Annotated in this window: 19 protein-coding genes; all 19 read left to right on the forward strand. The window is 34.2% G+C overall.

The features are described 5' to 3' along the window. Positions 1–71 precede the first annotated feature (71 nt). The 19 genes from rfbA to VS868_RS14110 all read left to right on the forward strand — a co-directional run bounded on the left by rfbA (position 72) and on the right by VS868_RS14110 (position 19,076). Entirely contained in the window at positions 72–935 is an 864-nt protein-coding gene (gene rfbA / locus VS868_RS14020) for a glucose-1-phosphate thymidylyltransferase RfbA (RefSeq protein ID WP_345598386.1), read from the forward strand. Further along, positions 932–1,321: an FdtA/QdtA family cupin domain-containing protein gene (locus VS868_RS14025; RefSeq protein ID WP_345598387.1), complete on the forward strand. Its 390-nt coding sequence runs from the start codon at positions 932–934 to the stop codon at positions 1,319–1,321. Before rfbA ends, VS868_RS14025 begins: the two co-directional genes overlap by 4 nt. Further along, positions 1,318–1,734, forward strand: coding sequence for an FdtA/QdtA family cupin domain-containing protein (locus tag VS868_RS14030; protein WP_345598388.1), 417 nt, complete (start codon positions 1,318–1,320; stop codon positions 1,732–1,734). The genes VS868_RS14025 and VS868_RS14030 overlap by 4 nt, the downstream gene beginning before the upstream one ends. After that, complete coding sequence (locus tag VS868_RS14035) at positions 1,731–2,273, forward strand: acyltransferase (RefSeq protein WP_345598389.1); 543 nt, start codon at positions 1,731–1,733, stop codon at positions 2,271–2,273. Before VS868_RS14030 ends, VS868_RS14035 begins: the two co-directional genes overlap by 4 nt. After that, positions 2,270–3,376 carry a DegT/DnrJ/EryC1/StrS family aminotransferase gene (locus VS868_RS14040; RefSeq protein WP_345598390.1) on the forward strand — a complete coding sequence of 369 codons (1,107 nt, stop codon included), beginning with the start codon at positions 2,270–2,272 and terminating at the stop codon, positions 3,374–3,376. Before VS868_RS14035 ends, VS868_RS14040 begins: the two co-directional genes overlap by 4 nt. Positions 3,377–3,754: 378 nt before the next feature. Next, entirely contained in the window at positions 3,755–4,681 is a 927-nt protein-coding gene (locus VS868_RS14045) for a glycosyltransferase (protein ID WP_345598391.1), read from the forward strand. 30 nt (positions 4,682–4,711) lie between these two features. Next, a complete protein-coding gene (locus tag VS868_RS14050; protein WP_345598392.1) occupies positions 4,712–5,923 on the forward strand; it encodes a hypothetical protein in 1,212 nt (403 codons plus the stop codon). Between the two features lie 374 nt (positions 5,924–6,297). Next, complete coding sequence (gene pseB, locus VS868_RS14055; RefSeq protein ID WP_345598393.1) at positions 6,298–7,308, forward strand: UDP-N-acetylglucosamine 4,6-dehydratase (inverting); 1,011 nt, start codon at positions 6,298–6,300, stop codon at positions 7,306–7,308. A gap of 3 nt (positions 7,309–7,311) precedes the next feature. Next, entirely contained in the window at positions 7,312–8,517 is a 1,206-nt protein-coding gene (pseC, locus tag VS868_RS14060; RefSeq protein ID WP_345598394.1) for a UDP-4-amino-4,6-dideoxy-N-acetyl-beta-L-altrosamine transaminase, read from the forward strand. Next, positions 8,510–9,202 carry a pseudaminic acid cytidylyltransferase gene (gene pseF / locus VS868_RS14065; protein ID WP_345598395.1) on the forward strand — a complete coding sequence of 231 codons (693 nt, stop codon included), beginning with the start codon at positions 8,510–8,512 and terminating at the stop codon, positions 9,200–9,202. Before pseC ends, pseF begins: the two co-directional genes overlap by 8 nt. Continuing rightward, complete coding sequence (locus tag VS868_RS14070) at positions 9,199–10,296, forward strand: polysaccharide pyruvyl transferase family protein (protein WP_345598396.1); 1,098 nt, start codon at positions 9,199–9,201, stop codon at positions 10,294–10,296. The genes pseF and VS868_RS14070 overlap by 4 nt, the downstream gene beginning before the upstream one ends. 50 nt (positions 10,297–10,346) lie before the next feature. Beyond that, positions 10,347–11,366: a GNAT family protein gene (locus tag VS868_RS14075; RefSeq protein ID WP_345598397.1), complete on the forward strand. Its 1,020-nt coding sequence runs from the start codon at positions 10,347–10,349 to the stop codon at positions 11,364–11,366. Continuing rightward, a complete protein-coding gene (gene pseI, locus VS868_RS14080; protein WP_345598398.1) occupies positions 11,350–12,384 on the forward strand; it encodes a pseudaminic acid synthase in 1,035 nt (344 codons plus the stop codon). Before VS868_RS14075 ends, pseI begins: the two co-directional genes overlap by 17 nt. Before the next feature lie 12 nt (positions 12,385–12,396). Further along, entirely contained in the window at positions 12,397–13,626 is a 1,230-nt protein-coding gene (locus VS868_RS14085; protein WP_345598399.1) for a hypothetical protein, read from the forward strand. A 6-nt stretch (positions 13,627–13,632) separates the two neighbouring features. Then, entirely contained in the window at positions 13,633–15,462 is a 1,830-nt protein-coding gene (locus VS868_RS14090) for an ABC transporter ATP-binding protein (protein WP_345598400.1), read from the forward strand. Beyond that, positions 15,452–17,002, forward strand: a complete 1,551-nt coding sequence (locus tag VS868_RS14095) for an aldolase catalytic domain-containing protein (RefSeq protein ID WP_345598401.1) — start codon at positions 15,452–15,454, stop codon at positions 17,000–17,002. The genes VS868_RS14090 and VS868_RS14095 overlap by 11 nt, the downstream gene beginning before the upstream one ends. 4 nt (positions 17,003–17,006) lie before the next feature. Next, positions 17,007–17,696, forward strand: coding sequence for a hypothetical protein (locus VS868_RS14100; RefSeq protein WP_345598402.1), 690 nt, complete (start codon positions 17,007–17,009; stop codon positions 17,694–17,696). Next, entirely contained in the window at positions 17,677–18,306 is a 630-nt protein-coding gene (locus tag VS868_RS14105) for an HAD hydrolase-like protein (RefSeq protein ID WP_345598403.1), read from the forward strand. Before VS868_RS14100 ends, VS868_RS14105 begins: the two co-directional genes overlap by 20 nt. Before the next feature lie 32 nt (positions 18,307–18,338). Next, on the forward strand, positions 18,339–19,076 hold the full coding sequence (locus tag VS868_RS14110; RefSeq protein ID WP_345598404.1) for a glycosyltransferase family 29 protein: 738 nt from the start codon (positions 18,339–18,341) through the stop codon (positions 19,074–19,076). The last annotated feature ends 83 nt before the right edge of the window (positions 19,077–19,159 follow it).

Consider the following 19,159-nt stretch of genomic DNA (forward strand, 5'->3'; position numbering starts at 1 on the left):
TAACTTATTATGAATATCATAAATTACAATATTCAAAATAATTAATTGAAATCAGTGAAATTTTATTTAATATGAAAGGAATTATTCTAGCTGGAGGGTCGGGAACAAGACTTTTTCCAATTACCATAGCCGTTAGCAAACAACTATTGCCGGTGTATGATAAGCCAATGATCTATTACCCGTTGTCAGTTCTAATGTTGGCGGGAATAAAAGATATACTCTTTATCACCACCCCTCATGACCAGGAAGCTTTTAAGAAACTTTTAGGAGATGGTTCTCATTTGGGGTGCAGGTTTACATATGCAGTGCAAAAAGAGCCCAACGGTCTCGCGGAAGCTTTCATTATAGGAGAAGATTTTATTGGAGATGATAGAGTTGCCCTGGCTCTTGGAGATAATATTTTTCACGGAAACGGTCTGGGGAGTCTATTAAGAGGTAAGATCAATATAGATGGAGCTTCAATTTTCGCTTTTCCTGTTAAAGATCCACAGCGATATGGTGTTGTTGAATTTAATAAGGAGAACAAAGCAATAAGTATTGAAGAAAAGCCTCAAAACCCAAAATCAAAATACGCAGTTCCGGGTCTGTATTTTTATGACAATAGAGTGGTAAATTTTGCTAAGAGCGTCAAACCTTCTGCCCGAGGTGAAAAAGAAATATCTACCATTAACCAAATGTATCTTGACGAGGGGAAGTTGGAGGTAGGAGTGATGACTCGCGGTATGAGTTGGTTCGATACAGGAACTGTTGAGTCTTTAGATGATGCCACGGAATTTATTAGGGTTTTACAAAACAGACAAAGTGAAATGATTGGTTGTGTGGAAGAAGTAGCGTATTTACATAAATTCATTAATAGAAATGAGATTGAATTGGCTGTACAAAAATACGGGAAAAGTAAATATGGACAGTATCTTCAATCTTTATTAGCCATATGAACGTTAAGATAATAGACCTTCCGAAATTCGAAGATCCCAGGGGAAATTTATCCTTTATAGAAGAAGAAAATCATATACCTTTTAAGATTGAGAGGATATATTGGATATATGATGTCCCCGGGGGGCAAATAAGGGGGGGGCATGCTTTTAAGGAACAGGAGGAATTTATAGTAGCTCTGTCCGGAAGCTTTGATGTGATAGTAGATAATGGAAAAACAAAAAAAACTTTTTCTTTAAACCGCTCCTTTTATGGTCTTTATATAAGTAAAGGTATTTGGCGACAAATGGAGAATTTCTCTACGAATTCGGTCGCAATGGTATTAAGTTCCACAAAATTTTCTGAAGAGGATTATATCAGAGATTATTCTAAGTTTAAAGGAAGATGATAGGGAAGAATTCTGTTTATGATTGCCCTGTTATTCCCTTGAATAAGATTCATAGTCGTGCAGGGAATATCACTATAACTGAGGTGCATAATAATATACCATTTGATATACAACGAGTTTACTATTTATATGATATTCCGGGAGGTGAAAGTAGAGGAGGTCATGCTCATAAGGAGTTGTATCAAATAATCGTAGCTGTAGGAGGTGGGTTTGACATTCTTCTAGATGATGGTAGGAACAAAAAGGTTGTTAGGTTGAGCCGTCCTGATTTTGGATTAATGATTGTGCCCGGAATTTGGAGAGAGCTTATGGACTTTACATCTGGAGCAGTTTGTATGGTAATGGCTTCCTCGAAGTACGATGAGAAAGATTATATACGCGAATATCATGATTTTCAACAATTAAAGAAATGATACATCCTAAGGCGGAAGTTCAAACGAAGAACATAGGAGACGGCACTTATGTCTGGCAGTTTTGTGTTATTCTCGAGGGAGCCAGGATTGGCAGAAATTGTAATATCAACTGCAACGTTTTTATTGAAAACGATGTCGTTGTTGGAAATGACGTAACTGTTAAATCAGGTGTACAGTTGTGGGATGGATTAAGGATATCCGATAAGGTTTTTATTGGTCCTAATGCTACCTTTACAAATGATTTGGTGCCTAGATCAAAGATGTATAAATCGACACTGGAAAAAACCATAATTGAAGAAGGGGTGTCGATTGGTGCTAATGCCACTGTGGTTGCGGGTAAAACAATAGGAAAATATTCTTTAATAGGAGCCGGCAGTGTAATTACTAAAAATATTCCTCCTTTTACTGTTTGGTATGGCAACCCCGCTGTCAACAAAGGCTACATAACAAAAGATGGAACTATATTAAGCGTAAGACTACAAGATACGTTTGGCCATATGTATAAACTTGGACAAGATAATGAACCAATTAAATTATGATTAAATTTTTAGATATCCAGGAAATCAATCAACAGTATTCTGATGACCTTAAAAAGGTGGCTTCAGAAGTCATTGATTCGGGGTGGTACATATTGGGTAAAAAAGTACAGAAGTTTGAAAATAGTTTGGCTTCCTATATCAAAGTAGATCATGTTATAGGTGTTGCTAACGGGTTGGATGCTTTGCGTCTGATTTTAAGAGGTTATATTGAAATGGGAGTAATGAAAGAGGGGGACGAAATAATTGTTCCTGCTAATACATATATTGCTTCTATACTTTCAATAACTGAGAATAAATTAGTTCCTGTTCTTGTTGAGCCAGAACAGCACTCTAACAACCTGGATTTAAATAAAATTGAGGACGTCATAGGACCCCGTACCAAAGCAATAATGGTTGTTCACTTATTTGGGTGCGTTTGTTGGTCAGAAGAATTAGGTAGAATTGCACAGAAGAACAACTTAAAAATCATCGAGGATAATGCGCAGGCAGTTGGTGCGAGCTGGAAAGGAACTAAAACTGGTGCATTGGGTGATGCAGCAGGTTTTAGCTTCTACCCTGGGAAAAACCTGGGAGCCTTAGGGGATGCAGGGGCAGTTGCTACTAAGGATGAGTCCCTGGCTGAGACAGTTAGGGCCATGGCAAATTATGGATCTCATCGCAAATATGAAAATATTTACAAAGGGATCAATAGCCGTTTGGATGAAATTCAAGCCGCCTTTTTAGCCGTTAAGTTAAAATATCTGGATTTTGAAAATGAATATCGAAGAGGAGTGGTTAAGCAATATCTTGAACAAATAGAAAATCCTCATATAGTTTTGCCTTCATCACCTCAGGACGATCAAGAACATGTATGGCATTTATTTGTTATTCAAACTCAAAAAAGAGATTATTTACAACATTATCTGGAAAAAAGAGGGATTCAAACTTTGGTTCATTACCCTATACCACCCCACAAACAATTAGCTTTTAGGGAATGGAATCATTTAAATTTTCCGGTTACTGAAAAAATGCATGAAACAAATTTGAGTTTGCCCCTTGGACCAACTCTTGATAATTCTGAAGTGTCCAAAATAATAAACTGTCTTAATGAATTTTCTATTTAGTCGGAAATTAATTTCTTTATTTGCTGGTTTTTCAGGAGTTGGGGTATTTACGACTCTTTTATCTCTGGGAGCTATTTATTTGTTTATAGAAGTTTTGCAAACTCCATTAATATCTACCTATGCCATTATTTATTTCCTGACTATCCTGTTATCCTATTTTCTTAATTCTTTCCTGGTTTTTAAATCCCCACTTGCTCGACATAAAGCTGTCCGGTATTTTTCAATTTATGTAAGCGGGATGATATTGGGTATTATAGTATTATGGATATTTGAAGTGACCTTACCTTTTGATAAGTATATTCTGGCATATTTGGTTCTTCCCATTACTATGCTCTGGAATTTTATTTTAGTATATAAACTTTTTAATAACAAGCGTTCATGTTAAGTCTTATATTACTTTCCTATTACAGTGGAGAAAGAATTACAATAGCTTATGAAAAAATTTCAGAGCTCTTAAAGAAGGAGAACATCGAATTTGAATTTGTTGTCATTGATGACGGCTCAAACGATCATTCTTTTGAAATTGCTCAACAACTTGAAAAAAAATTCTCAAATGTGAAGGCCTTTCAGTTAAGTAGGAATTATACCTCCAACTATGCTATTTTCGCTGGTTTAAGCATTTGTAAAGGTGATTGTGCCATGCCAATACCAGATGATGAACAGCAACCTTATTCCAGTATTGTTGGAATGTATCGTCTTTGGGAAAAAGGTGCAAAAGTCATTATTCCGAATCGTATAAAAAGGAATGATGGATTTCTGAATGATCTGTTTTCAAATACCTATTATACGATTATTAATAGTTTTTCAGACGTGCAATTTCCTCCAGGAGGTGCAGATCTCTTTTTTATCGATAGAGAAGTTGTTGACATTATTAATAACCGTATTCATCATAGAAACACAACTAGTATCATAGAGGTACTTCGGCTGGGTTTCTCACCCGTATACTACCCATATGAGAGAGTAAAGGGAATAAATCAAAAAAGCAGGTGGACATTTAGGAAAAAATTTAAAATGTTTAAAGATACTTTCTTTTCTTCCTCCACCTGGCCAATTAGGATAATAACTAACCTTGGATTAATTTTTTCTCTTTTTGCTATAGGCATCATAATTTTTTACACCTATATAAAACTTTTCGGAAATCCGGAATTCTGGGGAGCGACTATGCCGGGTTGGACTTCTACAATTGTCATTGTCTCTTTTTTCAGCGGATTGATCCTATTCTCTCTGGGAGTAATTGCAGAATATATATGGAGAATCTACGAAGAGGTCAAGGATCGTCCAGGTTTTATAATCAAAAAAAAGTAAATTATTTATTACAGAGCTAAGATAAAGAGAATGGGGTTACTGAATATTTCTAATAGATTTTGGGGTTTTGTGCTTTTTTTGTTAATAGGTTTAAGTCTGTTCTATGCTTATGTAAGTTTTGATGCCCCATATTACCTGGCAATTGCCAGAGATATTTCAAATGGCTTCGTTCCATATAAAGACATAAGTAGTTTATATGCTCCCTTAATGATGTATTTAAATTCTCTTCTATATGTTTTTACTGAAGATCCTCAATATAAATATTTTCTGATCTTCCAATATTTAATAATATTTTTCTCTGCGGGCCTGTTATATCTTTTAGGTAAAAAATTAAATTTGGATCAACAGAGCTCAATATTTTTAAGTTTATTCTTGTTTTTATCTGTATTAAGTTCTGATGGTATTTATATAAACCTCGAAGTTTATGTCTTTGTATGTGTAATGCTTTCCTTTTGGTTCTTAATAAAAAAACAATTTTTTTTAGTTGGAATTTTTTTATCTTTAAGTGTTTTCGCTAAACAATATGGTATTTTTAATTTTATACCCTTTTTCTTTCTTGTGATTTTTTATCATGGCTATAAAAAAAATCAACTTTTAAAATTTGCGGCAGGTGCTTCTCTCCCTGTTATCTTATTTTTGTTATACTTTGTCGTTATAAATAATATTCCTTTTCTAGATCTAATAGATCAACTAAGTGGAAGAGGTTACGGGCAAAAAAATATTTCAAGGTCCAGGTCCTTGTTTACATGGCTAGTGGGATCTAAAGTTTTCATTTTATTACTTATACCTTTATTCTTTCTCAACCTTAGACCTTTTAAGGACAGGGTCAATGGTATTTTGATTTTGGGGGTAATAGTTAATTTGATTCCTATTCTTATTCAAGTTTTCCCTCATTATTTTATACTGACCTTCCCCTATATTTTTATTTTAATGGCGCGAAATTATAAAAATGATAATAAAAAATTTGTAAGTGCTTCAAACCTGATGATTTTGATTATTTGTCTCTTGTTGTTTTTAAGGATTTTTAGATATAAAGACGTTTATGAGAACCAGTTCGAAATTGCAGAAAAACATCGAATTGAATATCCGGTGGGGTCTAAGGTTTTTCTTTCAGGACCAATTAGATATTTATACATTTTAAATAATTATCAAAATCCTGTTATGAAGAAGGTGGGATATGATTATTCTTTTCATCCTGATGACGAATTTAGAGAGAAATACAATGTTATTTCCTCTGAATAATAACGATGGATCGCTAACTAAAGGGCCTAATGAAAAACACGAATTAAATTCAAATTTTCTATGAAAAAATCCAACCTTATTCGGTTCATACTAACAATCAACAAGAGTTGTCAGAATAATGATCATAATTTCATTTTACGCAATATTAAGCTTAAGATGTTCGACGGCTTTTATATCTTTTCTCCTTGTATTTGTTTGGCTAACTTCACAGCTGGAAATTATCGGCGATTAACCTGTTTTGGTTTGTAAAAGTGATGATAAATATTTCGTGTTTAAATTTCCTTTACTTCTTTTGAAGAATAACTAGAGTTTTTAAAAGGACACTTAAGTATTACAGTGTCAAATTGTAAAATAAAGTAGTATAAATTTATAAAATGTTAGACAACAAATCAATATTAATTACCGGCGGAACTGGCTCGTTAGGAAAGGCTCTTACTTCACACATATTGAGTAATTTTTCTAAAGTTAAAAAACTAGTCATTTTTTCTAGGGATGAGCAAAAACAGTTTGAAATGGCTCAAGACTATCCTGTCAAGGACTATCCCCAGATACGTTTTTTTATAGGAGATGTTAGAGATGAAGCGAGGGTTAAAAGGGCTTTAAAAGGAATAGATTATGTCATTCATGCAGCCGCGATGAAACATGTTCCTATCGCAGAGTATAATCCTATGGAATGTGTAAAAACCAATATAATGGGAGCAGAAAATATTATTAACGCCTGTCTAGAAACTAGTGTAGAAAGAGTGGTTGCTCTTTCTACGGATAAAGCAGCCGCCCCAATTAATCTGTATGGTGCTACGAAATTGGCTTCAGATAAATTATTTGTTGCGGCTAACAATATTACCGGTTGGAATCCGATTAAATTTTCAGTGGTGCGCTACGGGAATGTAATGGGATCCAATGGTTCTGTAATACCCTTTTTTCTTAAAAAGAAAAAAGAAGGGGTACTGCCTATTACAGATCCAACCATGACCAGGTTTAATATCTCCCTTCAGGGAGGAGTTGATATGGTTATGCATGCATTGGAGCATGCTTGGGGTGGAGAGATTTTTGTGCCCAAAATACCTTCTTATAAAATTACGGACGTCGCAGAAGCTATAGGTCCGGAATGTGAAAAACCGATTGTGGGAATTCGCCCCGGTGAAAAAATCCACGAAGAAATGATTACTGATTCAGATTCATACTATACTTATGACCTGGGAAAATATTACACCATTCTTCCGTCAACACATAAATGGAAACTGGAAGAATTTATAGAGAAATTTAAAGCGAAAAAGGTAAAACCTGGCTTTCAGTATAACTCTGCCGAAAATGAGGAGTGGGAATCTATAGATGATTTGAGGAATTTAATTAAAGAACACGTTGATCCAACATTTGAAGTTTAAGCTATGAATATCCCCATTCCATACGGACGACAAAATATTACGGAAGAAGATATAGAGGCCGTTGTAAGTACCCTCAAATCTGATTATCTTACTCAAGGCCCACGAATTGCAGAATTTGAAGAAGCATTTGCTTCTTATGTAGGCAGCGAATATGCAGTAGCGGTATCTAGCGGAACTGCAGCGCTACATCTCTGCACCATGGCTCTCAATGTTAAGCCCGGGGATAAAGTAATAACTACCCCTATAACCTTTGCAGCTTCAGCTAATTGTGTTCGTTATTGTGGAGGGGAAGTGGTCTTTGCCGATATAGATCCTGAAACTTATTTGATGGATATCAATAAAGTTAAACAATTACTTGAGAGCTCTCCTAAAGGAACCTATAAAGGAATTATTCCCGTAGATTTTGCCGGAAGAGCGGTTAACCTGGAAGAATTCAGACAGCTTGCTGAAAAATTTGATCTTTGGATCATTGAAGATGCCTGCCACGCACCGGGTGGGTATTTTATTGATTCAAAAGAACAAAAACAATTATGCGGTAACGGTAAATTTGCCGATTTGGCCATTTTTTCATTTCACCCCGTAAAACATATTGCCAGTGGGGAAGGTGGAATGATCACCACCAACGATAAGGAACTTTATGAAAAATTACTTCAGCTCAGAACACATGGAATCGTAAAGGATGAAAGTAAGTATAAAAACTCCCCGGAATTTGCCAATGGCACTACTGTCAGGTCGAGCGGAGTCGAGACCTATCCAGGATGGTATATGGAAATGCAGGAACTGGGATATAATTATAGGTTAACCGATTTCCAGGCGGCATTGGGAAACAGTCAATTAAAAAGGGCTAATGTTGGGCTGGAGACACGAAGAGCCCTGGCTGAAAAATATCAGGAAGCATTTAAAAATAAAGAATTTGTAAAAGGCCAATCAGGGGTAATTGAAGGACATGCATATCATTTGTATGTTATAGAAGTAGAAGATAGATTAGGCTTGTATAATTATTTAAGAGGAAATAAAGTCTTTGCACAAATTCATTATATCCCCTGTCATTTAATGCCTTATTACCGGGATCTCGGTTGGAAAGAAAACGATATGCCGGAAGCTGAAAAATATTACAGGCACTGTATTAGTTTACCTATGTATCCGACCTTACAGGTAGAAGAACAGGACTTTGTAATAGCAAAAATTAAAGAGTTTTTTGATGAGTAAAAATTTGTGCATTATCCCGGCCCGTGGAGGGAGTAAACGTATTCCCAGAAAGAATATTAAGGATTTTCTTGGAAAGCCTATAATTGCCTATTCGATTGAAGCCGCATTAGAAAGTAAACTTTTTGATGAAGTTATGGTCTCCACTGATGATGAGGAAATTGCTGAGGTGGGGGAGAACTATGGGGCTCATGTACCTTTTATGCGCTCTAATAAAAATGCCGATGATTATGCGACAACAGCTGATGTTTTACTGGAAGTTTTGGAAGATTATAAAAAGTTAGGAAAGACATTTGAAAATATTTGCTGTATATATCCTACAGCACCTTTTATCACTGAAGTAAAATTAACAGAAGCTTTCGAGAAATTATCCGCTGAAAATCTCGATGCTGTATTTCCTGTGATTCCATTCAGTTACCCCATTCAAAGGGCGCTTAAATTTGAAAATACGAGGCTTAAATTTTTTAGTCCCGAGCATGAAAATTCCCGATCCCAAGATTTAGAAAAGGCCTACCATGATGTGGGGCAATTTTATTTTTTAAAGATTATTGATTTTGAAAGGAACAAAAGTTTTTTTGGAAAACAAACCGGAGGAATTATCATAAGTGAATTAGAAGCGCAGGATATTGATTCTGAATCCGACTGGGTTTTAGCTGAAATTAAATATAAATTAAAAAGTAGACGATGATATATACTATAATATCGACATATCCCGAAGAGGGGTCAAAGAATATTGGAGACGGTCTTATTACTGCAACAACTATTGATGCAATTAAAACTGTAAAAGGAGAAAACAACGATATTCAAATTGTTTGGCGAGGAGCTAGATGGGAAGAGGTTAAGGAAAAAATTTTAAAATCAGACGCTATAATTTTTGCATGTCTGGCCATTCGTAAAAATATGGAAATTTATACTTACCCATATTTTGAGCAATTATTAAACACTAATATTCCTTTAGGGGTTATTGCCTCAGGCACGGCTGTTGATATATTTAATAATGATAAAAACATTTTTACTGATTTTCCTAAGACTTCTTTAGAGTATCTAAAAAAGTTAAATGATAATGCCTTATTTTTTACAACTAGAGGTTATCTCACTCAGTCATTTTGTCGCTATCATCAGTTGGATAAGGTTACTTTTTCTGGCGATATAGCCTTTTTTGATAATCGGTTTTCGAATAGAATTTTTAAGCCTGTGAATAATATTAAAACTATTGCAATATCAGATCCTCATAAATCTAGTATTTATCTTAAATCAGTAGATAAGTTAGTTCGTGGTTTAGGAAAACTTTATCCTAAGGCTAAATTAATTTTTATGTTACATGGTTTAAATGCTGAATTAGAAAAATATTGTAAAAAGGAGAATTTAACTGTTAAAAAAATATATCTCGATAAAGATAATGGATTAGATACTTATGACGATATTGATTTGCATGTTGGCTATAGAGTTCACGCCCATGTATCCTCATTAAAAAGAAGAATTCCAAGTTATTTACTGGAGCAGGATGGAAGAGGTTGTGATTACGGTCTTACTATAAATAAAAAAATATCAGTGGCTAATTATACTTATTATAAAATTCCTATCACAATTAAAAATTTATTAAGGCATCTCTTAGATAAAGAATTTGAAAAAAACTTTTTTGTTTCCGTTAATCCTGTTAATCAACTTTTAGCTCTTATTGAGGAAGATAGAAACTCAAATTTCTCAAAATTCTTGAATCTAGAAGATCAGATTTTAGATTTTAATAAATTATGCATTCAAGCTTTAAAGAAACTGCCTTAAGTAATTCCTTGGGGAAATACCATAAATAAAGAATTATAAAAGAAGACTTTATGAATAAATATAAAGTTTTAACGATGCAAACCTATGAATATAAGAATTTTTCTATAGTTCCTATACGAATTGAGGATCGTTATACTATTATGAACTGGCGTAACGAGCAGATGTATCATTTGAGGCAAAACGAAGTTTTAACCAAAGAAAAACAGGATGCTTATTTTGATACTGTAATCGCTCAACTTTTCGAGCAGGACCAACCCGAACAAATTTTATTTTCCTATTTGGAGGGTGAAAAGTGTATAGGATATGGAGGACTTGTACATATCAATTGGAAAGATAAGAATGCTGAAATTTCTTTTCTATGTGATACAAAAATAGAAAATCAAAGTTTTGAATATCATTGGACTAATTTTTTGGCTTTATTAGAAAAGCTTGCCTGGGCAGAATTGAACCTGCATAAAATTTACACCTTTGCTTTTGACTTAAGACCAGCACTCTATCCGGCTTTGGAAAAAGCAGGATTTGCCGAGGATGCGGTTTTAAAGGAGCATTCTTATTTTTCAGGAAAATTTATAGATGTAAAAATACATTCTAAGTTTAATAAAAAACCTGAGTTAAGAGAAGCGGAACTTTCGGATTTTTATTTAACTCATAAATGGGCTAATACTCCTAGTGTAAGAGCTTTTTCTTTTAATAAAGATGAAATTTCACTTAAAGAACATTTATCCTGGTATTTTTCAAAACTAGAGAGTTCTAATTGTGAATATTATATTTTAGAGGTTAACGGAAATTCTGCCGGATCAATACGTTTTGATATAGAAAAACATCAAATAGTAAAAATAAATTACTTATTAGATCCGAATTATACCGGCAAAGGGTTTGGTACGTTTTTACTTAAAAAGGGTTTGAAATTCCTAAAAGAAAATAAGCCATTTATTCAAAAAGTTTATGGCTTTGTTTTAAAAGAGAATTTCGCATCTATTAGAATATTTGAAAAATTATCCTTTATAAAAGTTACCGAGAGTGAAACAGAATTAAAATTTGAAAAATCATTATATGAAAATAGGAAATAGGAATATAGGGGGTGAGGAAGCGGTGTTCATTATTGCAGAGTTATCAGCAAATCATAATGGAAGCCTGGATACTGCTTTGGCTACAATAAAGGCAGCAAAAAGGGCGGGTGCAGATTGTATTAAATTACAAACCTATACTGCAGATACCATGACGATTAATAGTGATAATGATAACTTTCAGCTGAAAGGGACTATTTGGGAAGGTAAAAATTTGTATAATCTTTATGAAGAAGCTTATACCCCCTGGGAATGGCACAAAGCTCTTTTTGAGGCTGCCGCGGAAGAAGGCCTAATTTGTTTTTCTTCACCATTTGATAGAACTGCTGTAGATCTCCTGGAAGACTTGGATACACCAGCCTATAAAATAGCTTCTTTTGAGATTACAGATATTCCATTGATCGAACATGTTGCTTCCAAAGGAAAACCGGTAATTATTTCAACCGGGATAGCCGGGACGGAAGATATCGAGCTCGCTTTGGACGCGTGCAAACGAATGGGGAATAATGATATAGCATTACTAAAATGCACTTCCCAGTACCCTGCACCAATTGAAGATGCTAATATGATTATGGTTAAAGACCTCGCTGAGCGGTATAAGGTGATTTCAGGTCTATCAGATCATACCATGGGTAGCACGGTACCGATTGTAGCTACCGCAATGGGGGCTAAGATTATTGAAAAACATTTTATTCTGGATAAATCAATTGGCGGTCCGGATGCTTCATTTTCTATGGATGAACATGAATTTACCGAAATGGTAAAGGCGGTAAGAGAGGCAGAAAAAGCGATTGGAAAAGTAGATTACAGCTTAACTGAGAAGCAGAAAAAAGGAAGGGAATTTTCCCGCTCGCTTTATGTAGTTGAAGATATAAAACAGGGAGAAGTAATAACTGAAAAAAATGTGAGATCTATTAGGCCTGGTTTTGGTTTGCACCCAAAGTATTTTAGTAAAGTTCTGGGAAAAAACGTGAAAAGGAAGTTAGACAAAGGTACTCCACTGTCATTAAATGATTTTTAATAGGACTAAAAGGTGATAGAGGGATTAAAGGATAATAACTTGGACTGGCTTTTTTTTGGGAGAACTCATATTTGGCCATTAAAAGATAGCAAGAATTCAAGAGTATTAACGTACTTTAAAATAATAGGACAGATTATTAGATCTTTTTTTTTAAGAAAAAAGAAGTCTAAGAAATACCACGGAGGTTTGCTATTCATCGATAATAGTCGACATTATGATCAAGCGAAAGTAATCTCAGAGCAATTGGATAATTTACTATATCATAATAATACCAAACAGGATCTTCCTTTTGGAAAACGAGTTAATTTAACTAAGAATATATACTTTAATTATAAGTACTTAATCAAGTATTTTCCAAAATTTTTTAAAGAGGAGCTTTCTAAAGATTCAAAAATTTTTAAAAGTAATTTGTCACTTTCTATTTATGGGATCTTACTTTATGAAAATTATCTAAGGTTTTTTAAGGATAATAAAATCAGTTATGTAGTGATCTTTACCGATCATACGTATAAAAATCGGGCCTTAATGTATGCAGCCAAAAAATGTAAAGTAAAAACAGTTTATATACCCCATGCTTCAGTTTCTCAGAAATTTCCTCCCCTTGAAACAGATATAGCATTTATGGAAGGTAGAGACATGAAGATGAAATATATGGGCATAAACAAGAAATTTAATTTACCACTTAGAACTGAATTAATTTACAGTGGTAACATAAAAATAAATTCAAGGCGGTTGGCAAGGCTAGGAATTTACCCCGAAAAAATTATTGGAATCGCATTTAATAAATTAGATTCTATTAATAAAGTTGAGCAATTTGTCGATGAGATTCTTTCAAATAATATTTTTAGGGAGTATAGAATAAGATTAAGGCCGCATCCGGGTGTAGATTATAAATTGAAAGGTCCATCAGATAGGGTAAGCCTTTCAGAAAACCGGTATCAAAGTTCCATAGATTTTATTGAGAGTATTGAATTCCTTTTATCAGGGGACTCCAATATAATACTTGAGGCTATTCTTTTAAAAACGCCAAGTTACATTTTACCCTTTTCTAATAGTTTTCAGGATAATTATAGTTTTATAAAAAATGGTTTATGTCCTTTTATTGGTACTATAGGCATGTTAGCTAAGTACAATAAGGAGTTACAATTTGAGTATAACGATGATGTAATTCAGGAATATGATTATTCCTGGAATACCGGCATAGATAGTGTTAATTTGATTGCAAAAACCCTAAACGAATAGGCACTAATGAATATAAAAAAAACATTAAAAGATTACTTTCAATATTTTTTCTATTTCTACTCATATCTTCGATATAGGATCTTTATAGCCTTTGGCTTAAGTTTTTTTAAAGGTGTTTTGGATGGATTTGGGTTAGCCATGTTTATTCCGTTGTTAAAAATGTCTACTGGCGGCTCAGAAGACATGGAAAATGAAGGCTTAGGTAATCTAAGTTTTTTACCCGAATTTTTAAACAGTATTGGAATTACTCTTAATATAAAAAGTACACTGCTAATAATTCTTTCATTTTTTTGTTTTAAAGGAATTGTGGCTTTCCTGGAAGGGTTTGCACGCGTAACTTATCAGCAATTGTTTATGCGGGAGATAAGACTAACTAACATCCAATTATTAAACACATATAAGTTTAGTGAATTTGTGAAATCTGATGTAGGTAAAATCCAAAACACCTTTAGTGGGGAAGTAGGAAGAGTGAATTTAGCATATAACAGTTATTTCAAGGCTATAGAATACGGGGTTTTAGTGTTAGTTTATGTGACTTTTGCCTTTGCAGCCAATACCCGTTTTGCAATTATTGTTGCTATAGGTGGTATGTTGACTAATTTTTTATTTAAATGGTTGTTCAAAAAAACGAAAAGCTTATCTAAAAAATACACCAAAAGTGCGCATCGTTTCCAAAGTTTACTAATTCAGCATGTCGCTAACTTTAAATACCTAAAAGCTTCGGGTTTAAATTTTAGATATGGAGCTAAATTAAAGGAAAATATCACCGAATTAGAAGGAGTTCAAAAAAACCTGGGCATAGTAGACTCTACCTTGAGGGCGCTTAGAGAGCCTCTTACCATACTGGTAGTAGTTATAGCGATTTTGATCCAGGTAAGTTACTTTAATTCCGATATTGGTTTAATTATTCTAAGCTTGTTATTCCTTTATAGAGCACTAACCTTTTTAATGGCGCTTCAGGAACATTGGAATAAATTCCTTGGTGTTTCCGGTTCCATGGAGAATATGACCAGTTTTACTAAGGAATTAAAAAGAAACAAGGATAGGAACGGAAACATTAATTTTGAAGGCTTTCAGGAAAAAATTAAAATTAACAACATTCATTTTAAATTTGACAACACCCCAATAATATCCGGCTTAAATTTGGAGATAAATAAAAATGAAACTATTGCTATAGTAGGGGAAAGTGGTTCCGGGAAATCCACTTTAATGAATATTTTATCTGGTCTTTTACTACCCGAGAAGGGGGAAGTTTTAATAGATGGCAAGTCTCTAAATCATTTAGATCTAATTTCCTACAGGAATAAGATAGGTTACATTGCGCAAGAGGCCCCTGTTTTTAATGATAGTGTATTTAATAATATAACTTTTTGGGCAGAAAAGAATGAAAAGAATATGGAGAAATTTAATGAAGCCATAAAGAAAGCTGCTTTGTATGATTTTGTCTATTCTTTAAAAGACCGGGAAAACGAATTGCTTGGAAACAATGGGATAAATATAAGTGGGGGGCAAAAACAGCGATTGTCAATAGCACGAGAACTTTATAAAGATGTCGATTTTCTTTTTATGGATGAAGCTACCTCTGCGCTGGATGGAGAAACCGAGGCTGCAATTCAATCTAATATTGATAAGTTAAAGGGGCAGTATACTATCATAATTATTGCCCATAGGTTAGCTACAATAAAGAATGCGGATAAAATTGTGCTGTTGAAAGATGGAAAAATTAACGCAATTGGTAATTTCGAGCAATTAGCTCAGAACTCAATACTTTTTAAAGAAATGATATCCCTTCAGGGAATGAGTTTAGAGAAAAAACAAAATTTGAATGAAAAATAATATGGATTTTAAAATATTAGATTGTACGCTTCGTGACGGTGGTTACTATACCAACTGGGATTTTGATAAAGACTTGGTGAAAAGATATTTTGAATCTTTCGATAAACTACCGATAGATTACCTTGAGATTGGATACCGTTCAAATCCAATGAATTCTTATCTGGGAGAGTATTTTTACTGTCCCCAATATGTTCTGGAAGAAGCTAAGGAAAACAGTTCCAAAAAATTGGTTATTATATTAAATGAAAAGGATGTGAGGCCAGAACATGTTCCGAATTTACTGGAACCTTGTGTAGGTTATATAACTATGGTGCGTATTGCCATAGATCCCAAATACTTTAAAAGAGCCTTAAGTTTAGCAGAAGCCGTTAAAAAACTTGGATTTGAAGTTGGGTTTAATGTAATGTATATGTCTAACTGGGAAAATGAAAAAAAATTTCTCGGCCAAATTAAGGAGGTTGATGGTATTGCAGATTATTTTTATATGGTAGATTCTTTTGGAGGTGTTTATCCGGAAGATGTTAAAAAGACCTTTGATATCGTTAGGGGCCAGACTAATGTTGATATAGGTTTCCACGGGCATAATAATTTACAACTGGCCTTAATTAATACCCTGACGGCTATTGATTGTGGCGCCAGCATTGTTGACGCTACAGTAACCGGTATGGGAAGAGGGGCTGGTAATCTACAAACAGAATTGTTGTTAACTGCCTTAAACGCCAAAGAAGGACTAGATCTTGATTTTAATGCTTTAAGCAAGGTAGTAGATCCTTTTGCTGAAATGCAAAAAGACTATGAATGGGGGACTAATCTACCTTATATGGTTTCCGGGGCTAATTCACTTCCGCAAAAAGAAGTGATGTCTTGGGTAACGAAACGTTTCTACTCTTTAAACAGTATTATAAGAGCACTTTCTAACCAATCCAGGGGAATTGAGGATAATATCGATTTAAAGAACTTAAAGGAAGGTGAAAAATATAAATCGGCATTAATAATTGGAGGAGGTCCCAGTGGTAAAAAACACTCTAAGGCGATTAATGAATTTATAAAGGGGCAGGAAGGTATTTGCCTTATCCATTCCAGTTCAAAAAATTCCCAGGAATTTAAAGATATTCTTACCTTACAAATACATTGTCTGGCAGGAAATGAAGGGCATCGTTTAGAAGATAGTTATAGCGAAATGAGTACGAAAGATAAACTGGTAGTACTTCCACCTTACCCAAGAACAATGGGCACTTATATACCAGAAAAACTTGAAGATGTTGCTTTTCAACTCCAGGAAATAAAATTTACCGACAAGTTTCATGAATCTGTTACCTCCCTGGCTATAGAAACTGCCCTTAAACTTGGGGTGGAGAAATTCTATTTTGCCGGGTATGATGGTTATTCAGGGGAAATTAAAGCCCAGGAACTGGAATTGTTCAATGAAAATGAATATATATTTGAGCGTTTAAGGGGAAAAGGTAACTATACACCGGTTTCTATAACTCCTACCTTATACGAAGGTCTGGAGCCTCAATCTGTATTCGCTTTAATTTAGAGCTATGTCTATATCAGTATTTTTACCCACCCGCAAGGGCAGTGAGCGAGTTAAAAACAAAAACACCCGACAATTTTCTGATTTCGAAGGAGGGCTGTTAGAGTTAAAGTTAAAGCAACTGGCTAAGTTAGAGAAGGTGGACGAGGTAATACTTTCAACGAATGACGAGGCATCAATTTCCGTTGCAAAAAAAATAGAAGTTGATTTTCCTAAATTAAGAATTGATGCTCGTCCCGATGCCTTGGCTTTAGGCACTACCAGTTTAAATGATCTAATTGCTTATGTTCCGACAATAACCAGGTGTGACAATATTCTTTGGACCCATGTGACTTCACCTATGGTGGATACTGAAATTTATGAGGAATGCATCATGAGTTTTAACGAAGGACTTGAAAATGGATTTGATTCCTTAATGTCAGTAACGGCTTTTCAGAATTTTTTGTGGAAAAAGGAACTCAACGACATTATTAACAGAATAGGAAAAGAACGCTGGCCAAAAACCCAGGACCTGGAAATGTTATATGAAATTAATAGCGCTGTTTTTATTACTCCTAAAGAAATATATAAATCAAAAGGGGACAGGGTGGGTGAGAAGCCGTATTTATTTGAGATGAATAAACTAACTTCTTTAGATGTAGATTGGGAAGAGGATTTTAAAATTGCAGAAGCAGTATATGATAAATTTAAAGAATAAGAAAAATATATTTTGGGATTTTGACGGGGTGATTATGGATTCCATGCCCGTGAGAAATAAAGGTTTTGAATTGGTTTTAAAGGATTATCCTAAGGAACAGGTTCAGGATTTAATGGAGTTCCATCTAAAAAATGGAGGCTTATCCCGCTATGTAAAGTTCAGGTATTTCTTTGAGGAAATCAGGAAAGAGAGTGTTTCAGAACAAAAGATTAAAGAGTTGGCCACTGAATTCTCTATCATAATGAAAAAACTATTGTTAGATGAGTCTTTACTGATTACCGATAGCCTTAATTTTATTAAACAAAACTACCTGAATTTTAAAATGCATATTGTTTCCGGCTCTGACCAATCTGAGCTAAGATTTTTATGTAATGAATTAGGTATTGCCCCATATTTTTTATCTATTCACGGTTCCCCCATAGCTAAAACTGAGCTGGTTAATCAGCTCTTGATTCAGCATGACTATGCTAAGGAAAGTTGTGTGTTAATAGGAGATTCTATAAACGATTATGAAGCGTCAAATATTAATCAAATAGATTTTATGGGCTATAATTGCCTTGCTCTTCAGAATAAGGGAAAATCTTATATTACTTCTTTCAGCGCATTATGAAAATTATTAAAGCATTTTTGGGATTATTGATCATGCCATTTAGAATTCGGTTTTTTCGGCCGAAGAAAGTATTTTATAATAAACGTGTAGCGATTGTAGGTCCGGCAGATTCGGCATTTGATCACGAGAATGGACACATTATTGATAGTTATGATTTTGTTATTCGAATGAATAAAGCCTTAATTACCTGGGATCCGAATAATGAGAAATATTTGGGTACCAGAACCGATATCTTAGTTCATAACTTTCATGAAAATATGGATTCTGGGGGAGGAGGCCCGTTAGACTGGAAGCTGTTCAAGAAATTTGGTGTTAAGTACATCATTCAGCCTCGCTTGGATAAACACGGTTGGCAGTGGATGTTCAACTACTTTAAAAAGTACTTAAACACGCATAATATTATATATATACTTCCCTATCACAACTATCAAAAAATATCCAAATTGTTTGATGTCTATCATCCTACGAGAGGTTTCTATGTGCTTTATTCCGCGCTCACGGCTCAATGCGAAGAGGTTTTTATTACCGGTTTCACCTTCTTTAAAACGCCCTATGCCGATGGGTACAGGGATAATATAAAGGATATTAATGCCAATAAAAACCATATACTTAACCAGGGTTTTCACAATCCTGATTTGGAATACGACAATTTTCTTAAGCTATTACGGGAAACTCCTAACAAAAACATCCTTGTAGATGAAAAACTTTATGATATATTAAATTACGATTCACCAGAATTAGTACAAAAAGTAAACAAAATTCAAAAATAGTAAATTGCATTTTTGCTTAATTGTATCCTGTCTAATCTAAGACTATCAATAAACTAAATTGAACCTGAAATTTGGCCAATATT

The organism is Salinimicrobium sp. 3283s, from assembly GCF_039602225.1.
Classification (GTDB): domain Bacteria; phylum Bacteroidota; class Bacteroidia; order Flavobacteriales; family Flavobacteriaceae; genus Salinimicrobium; species Salinimicrobium profundisediminis.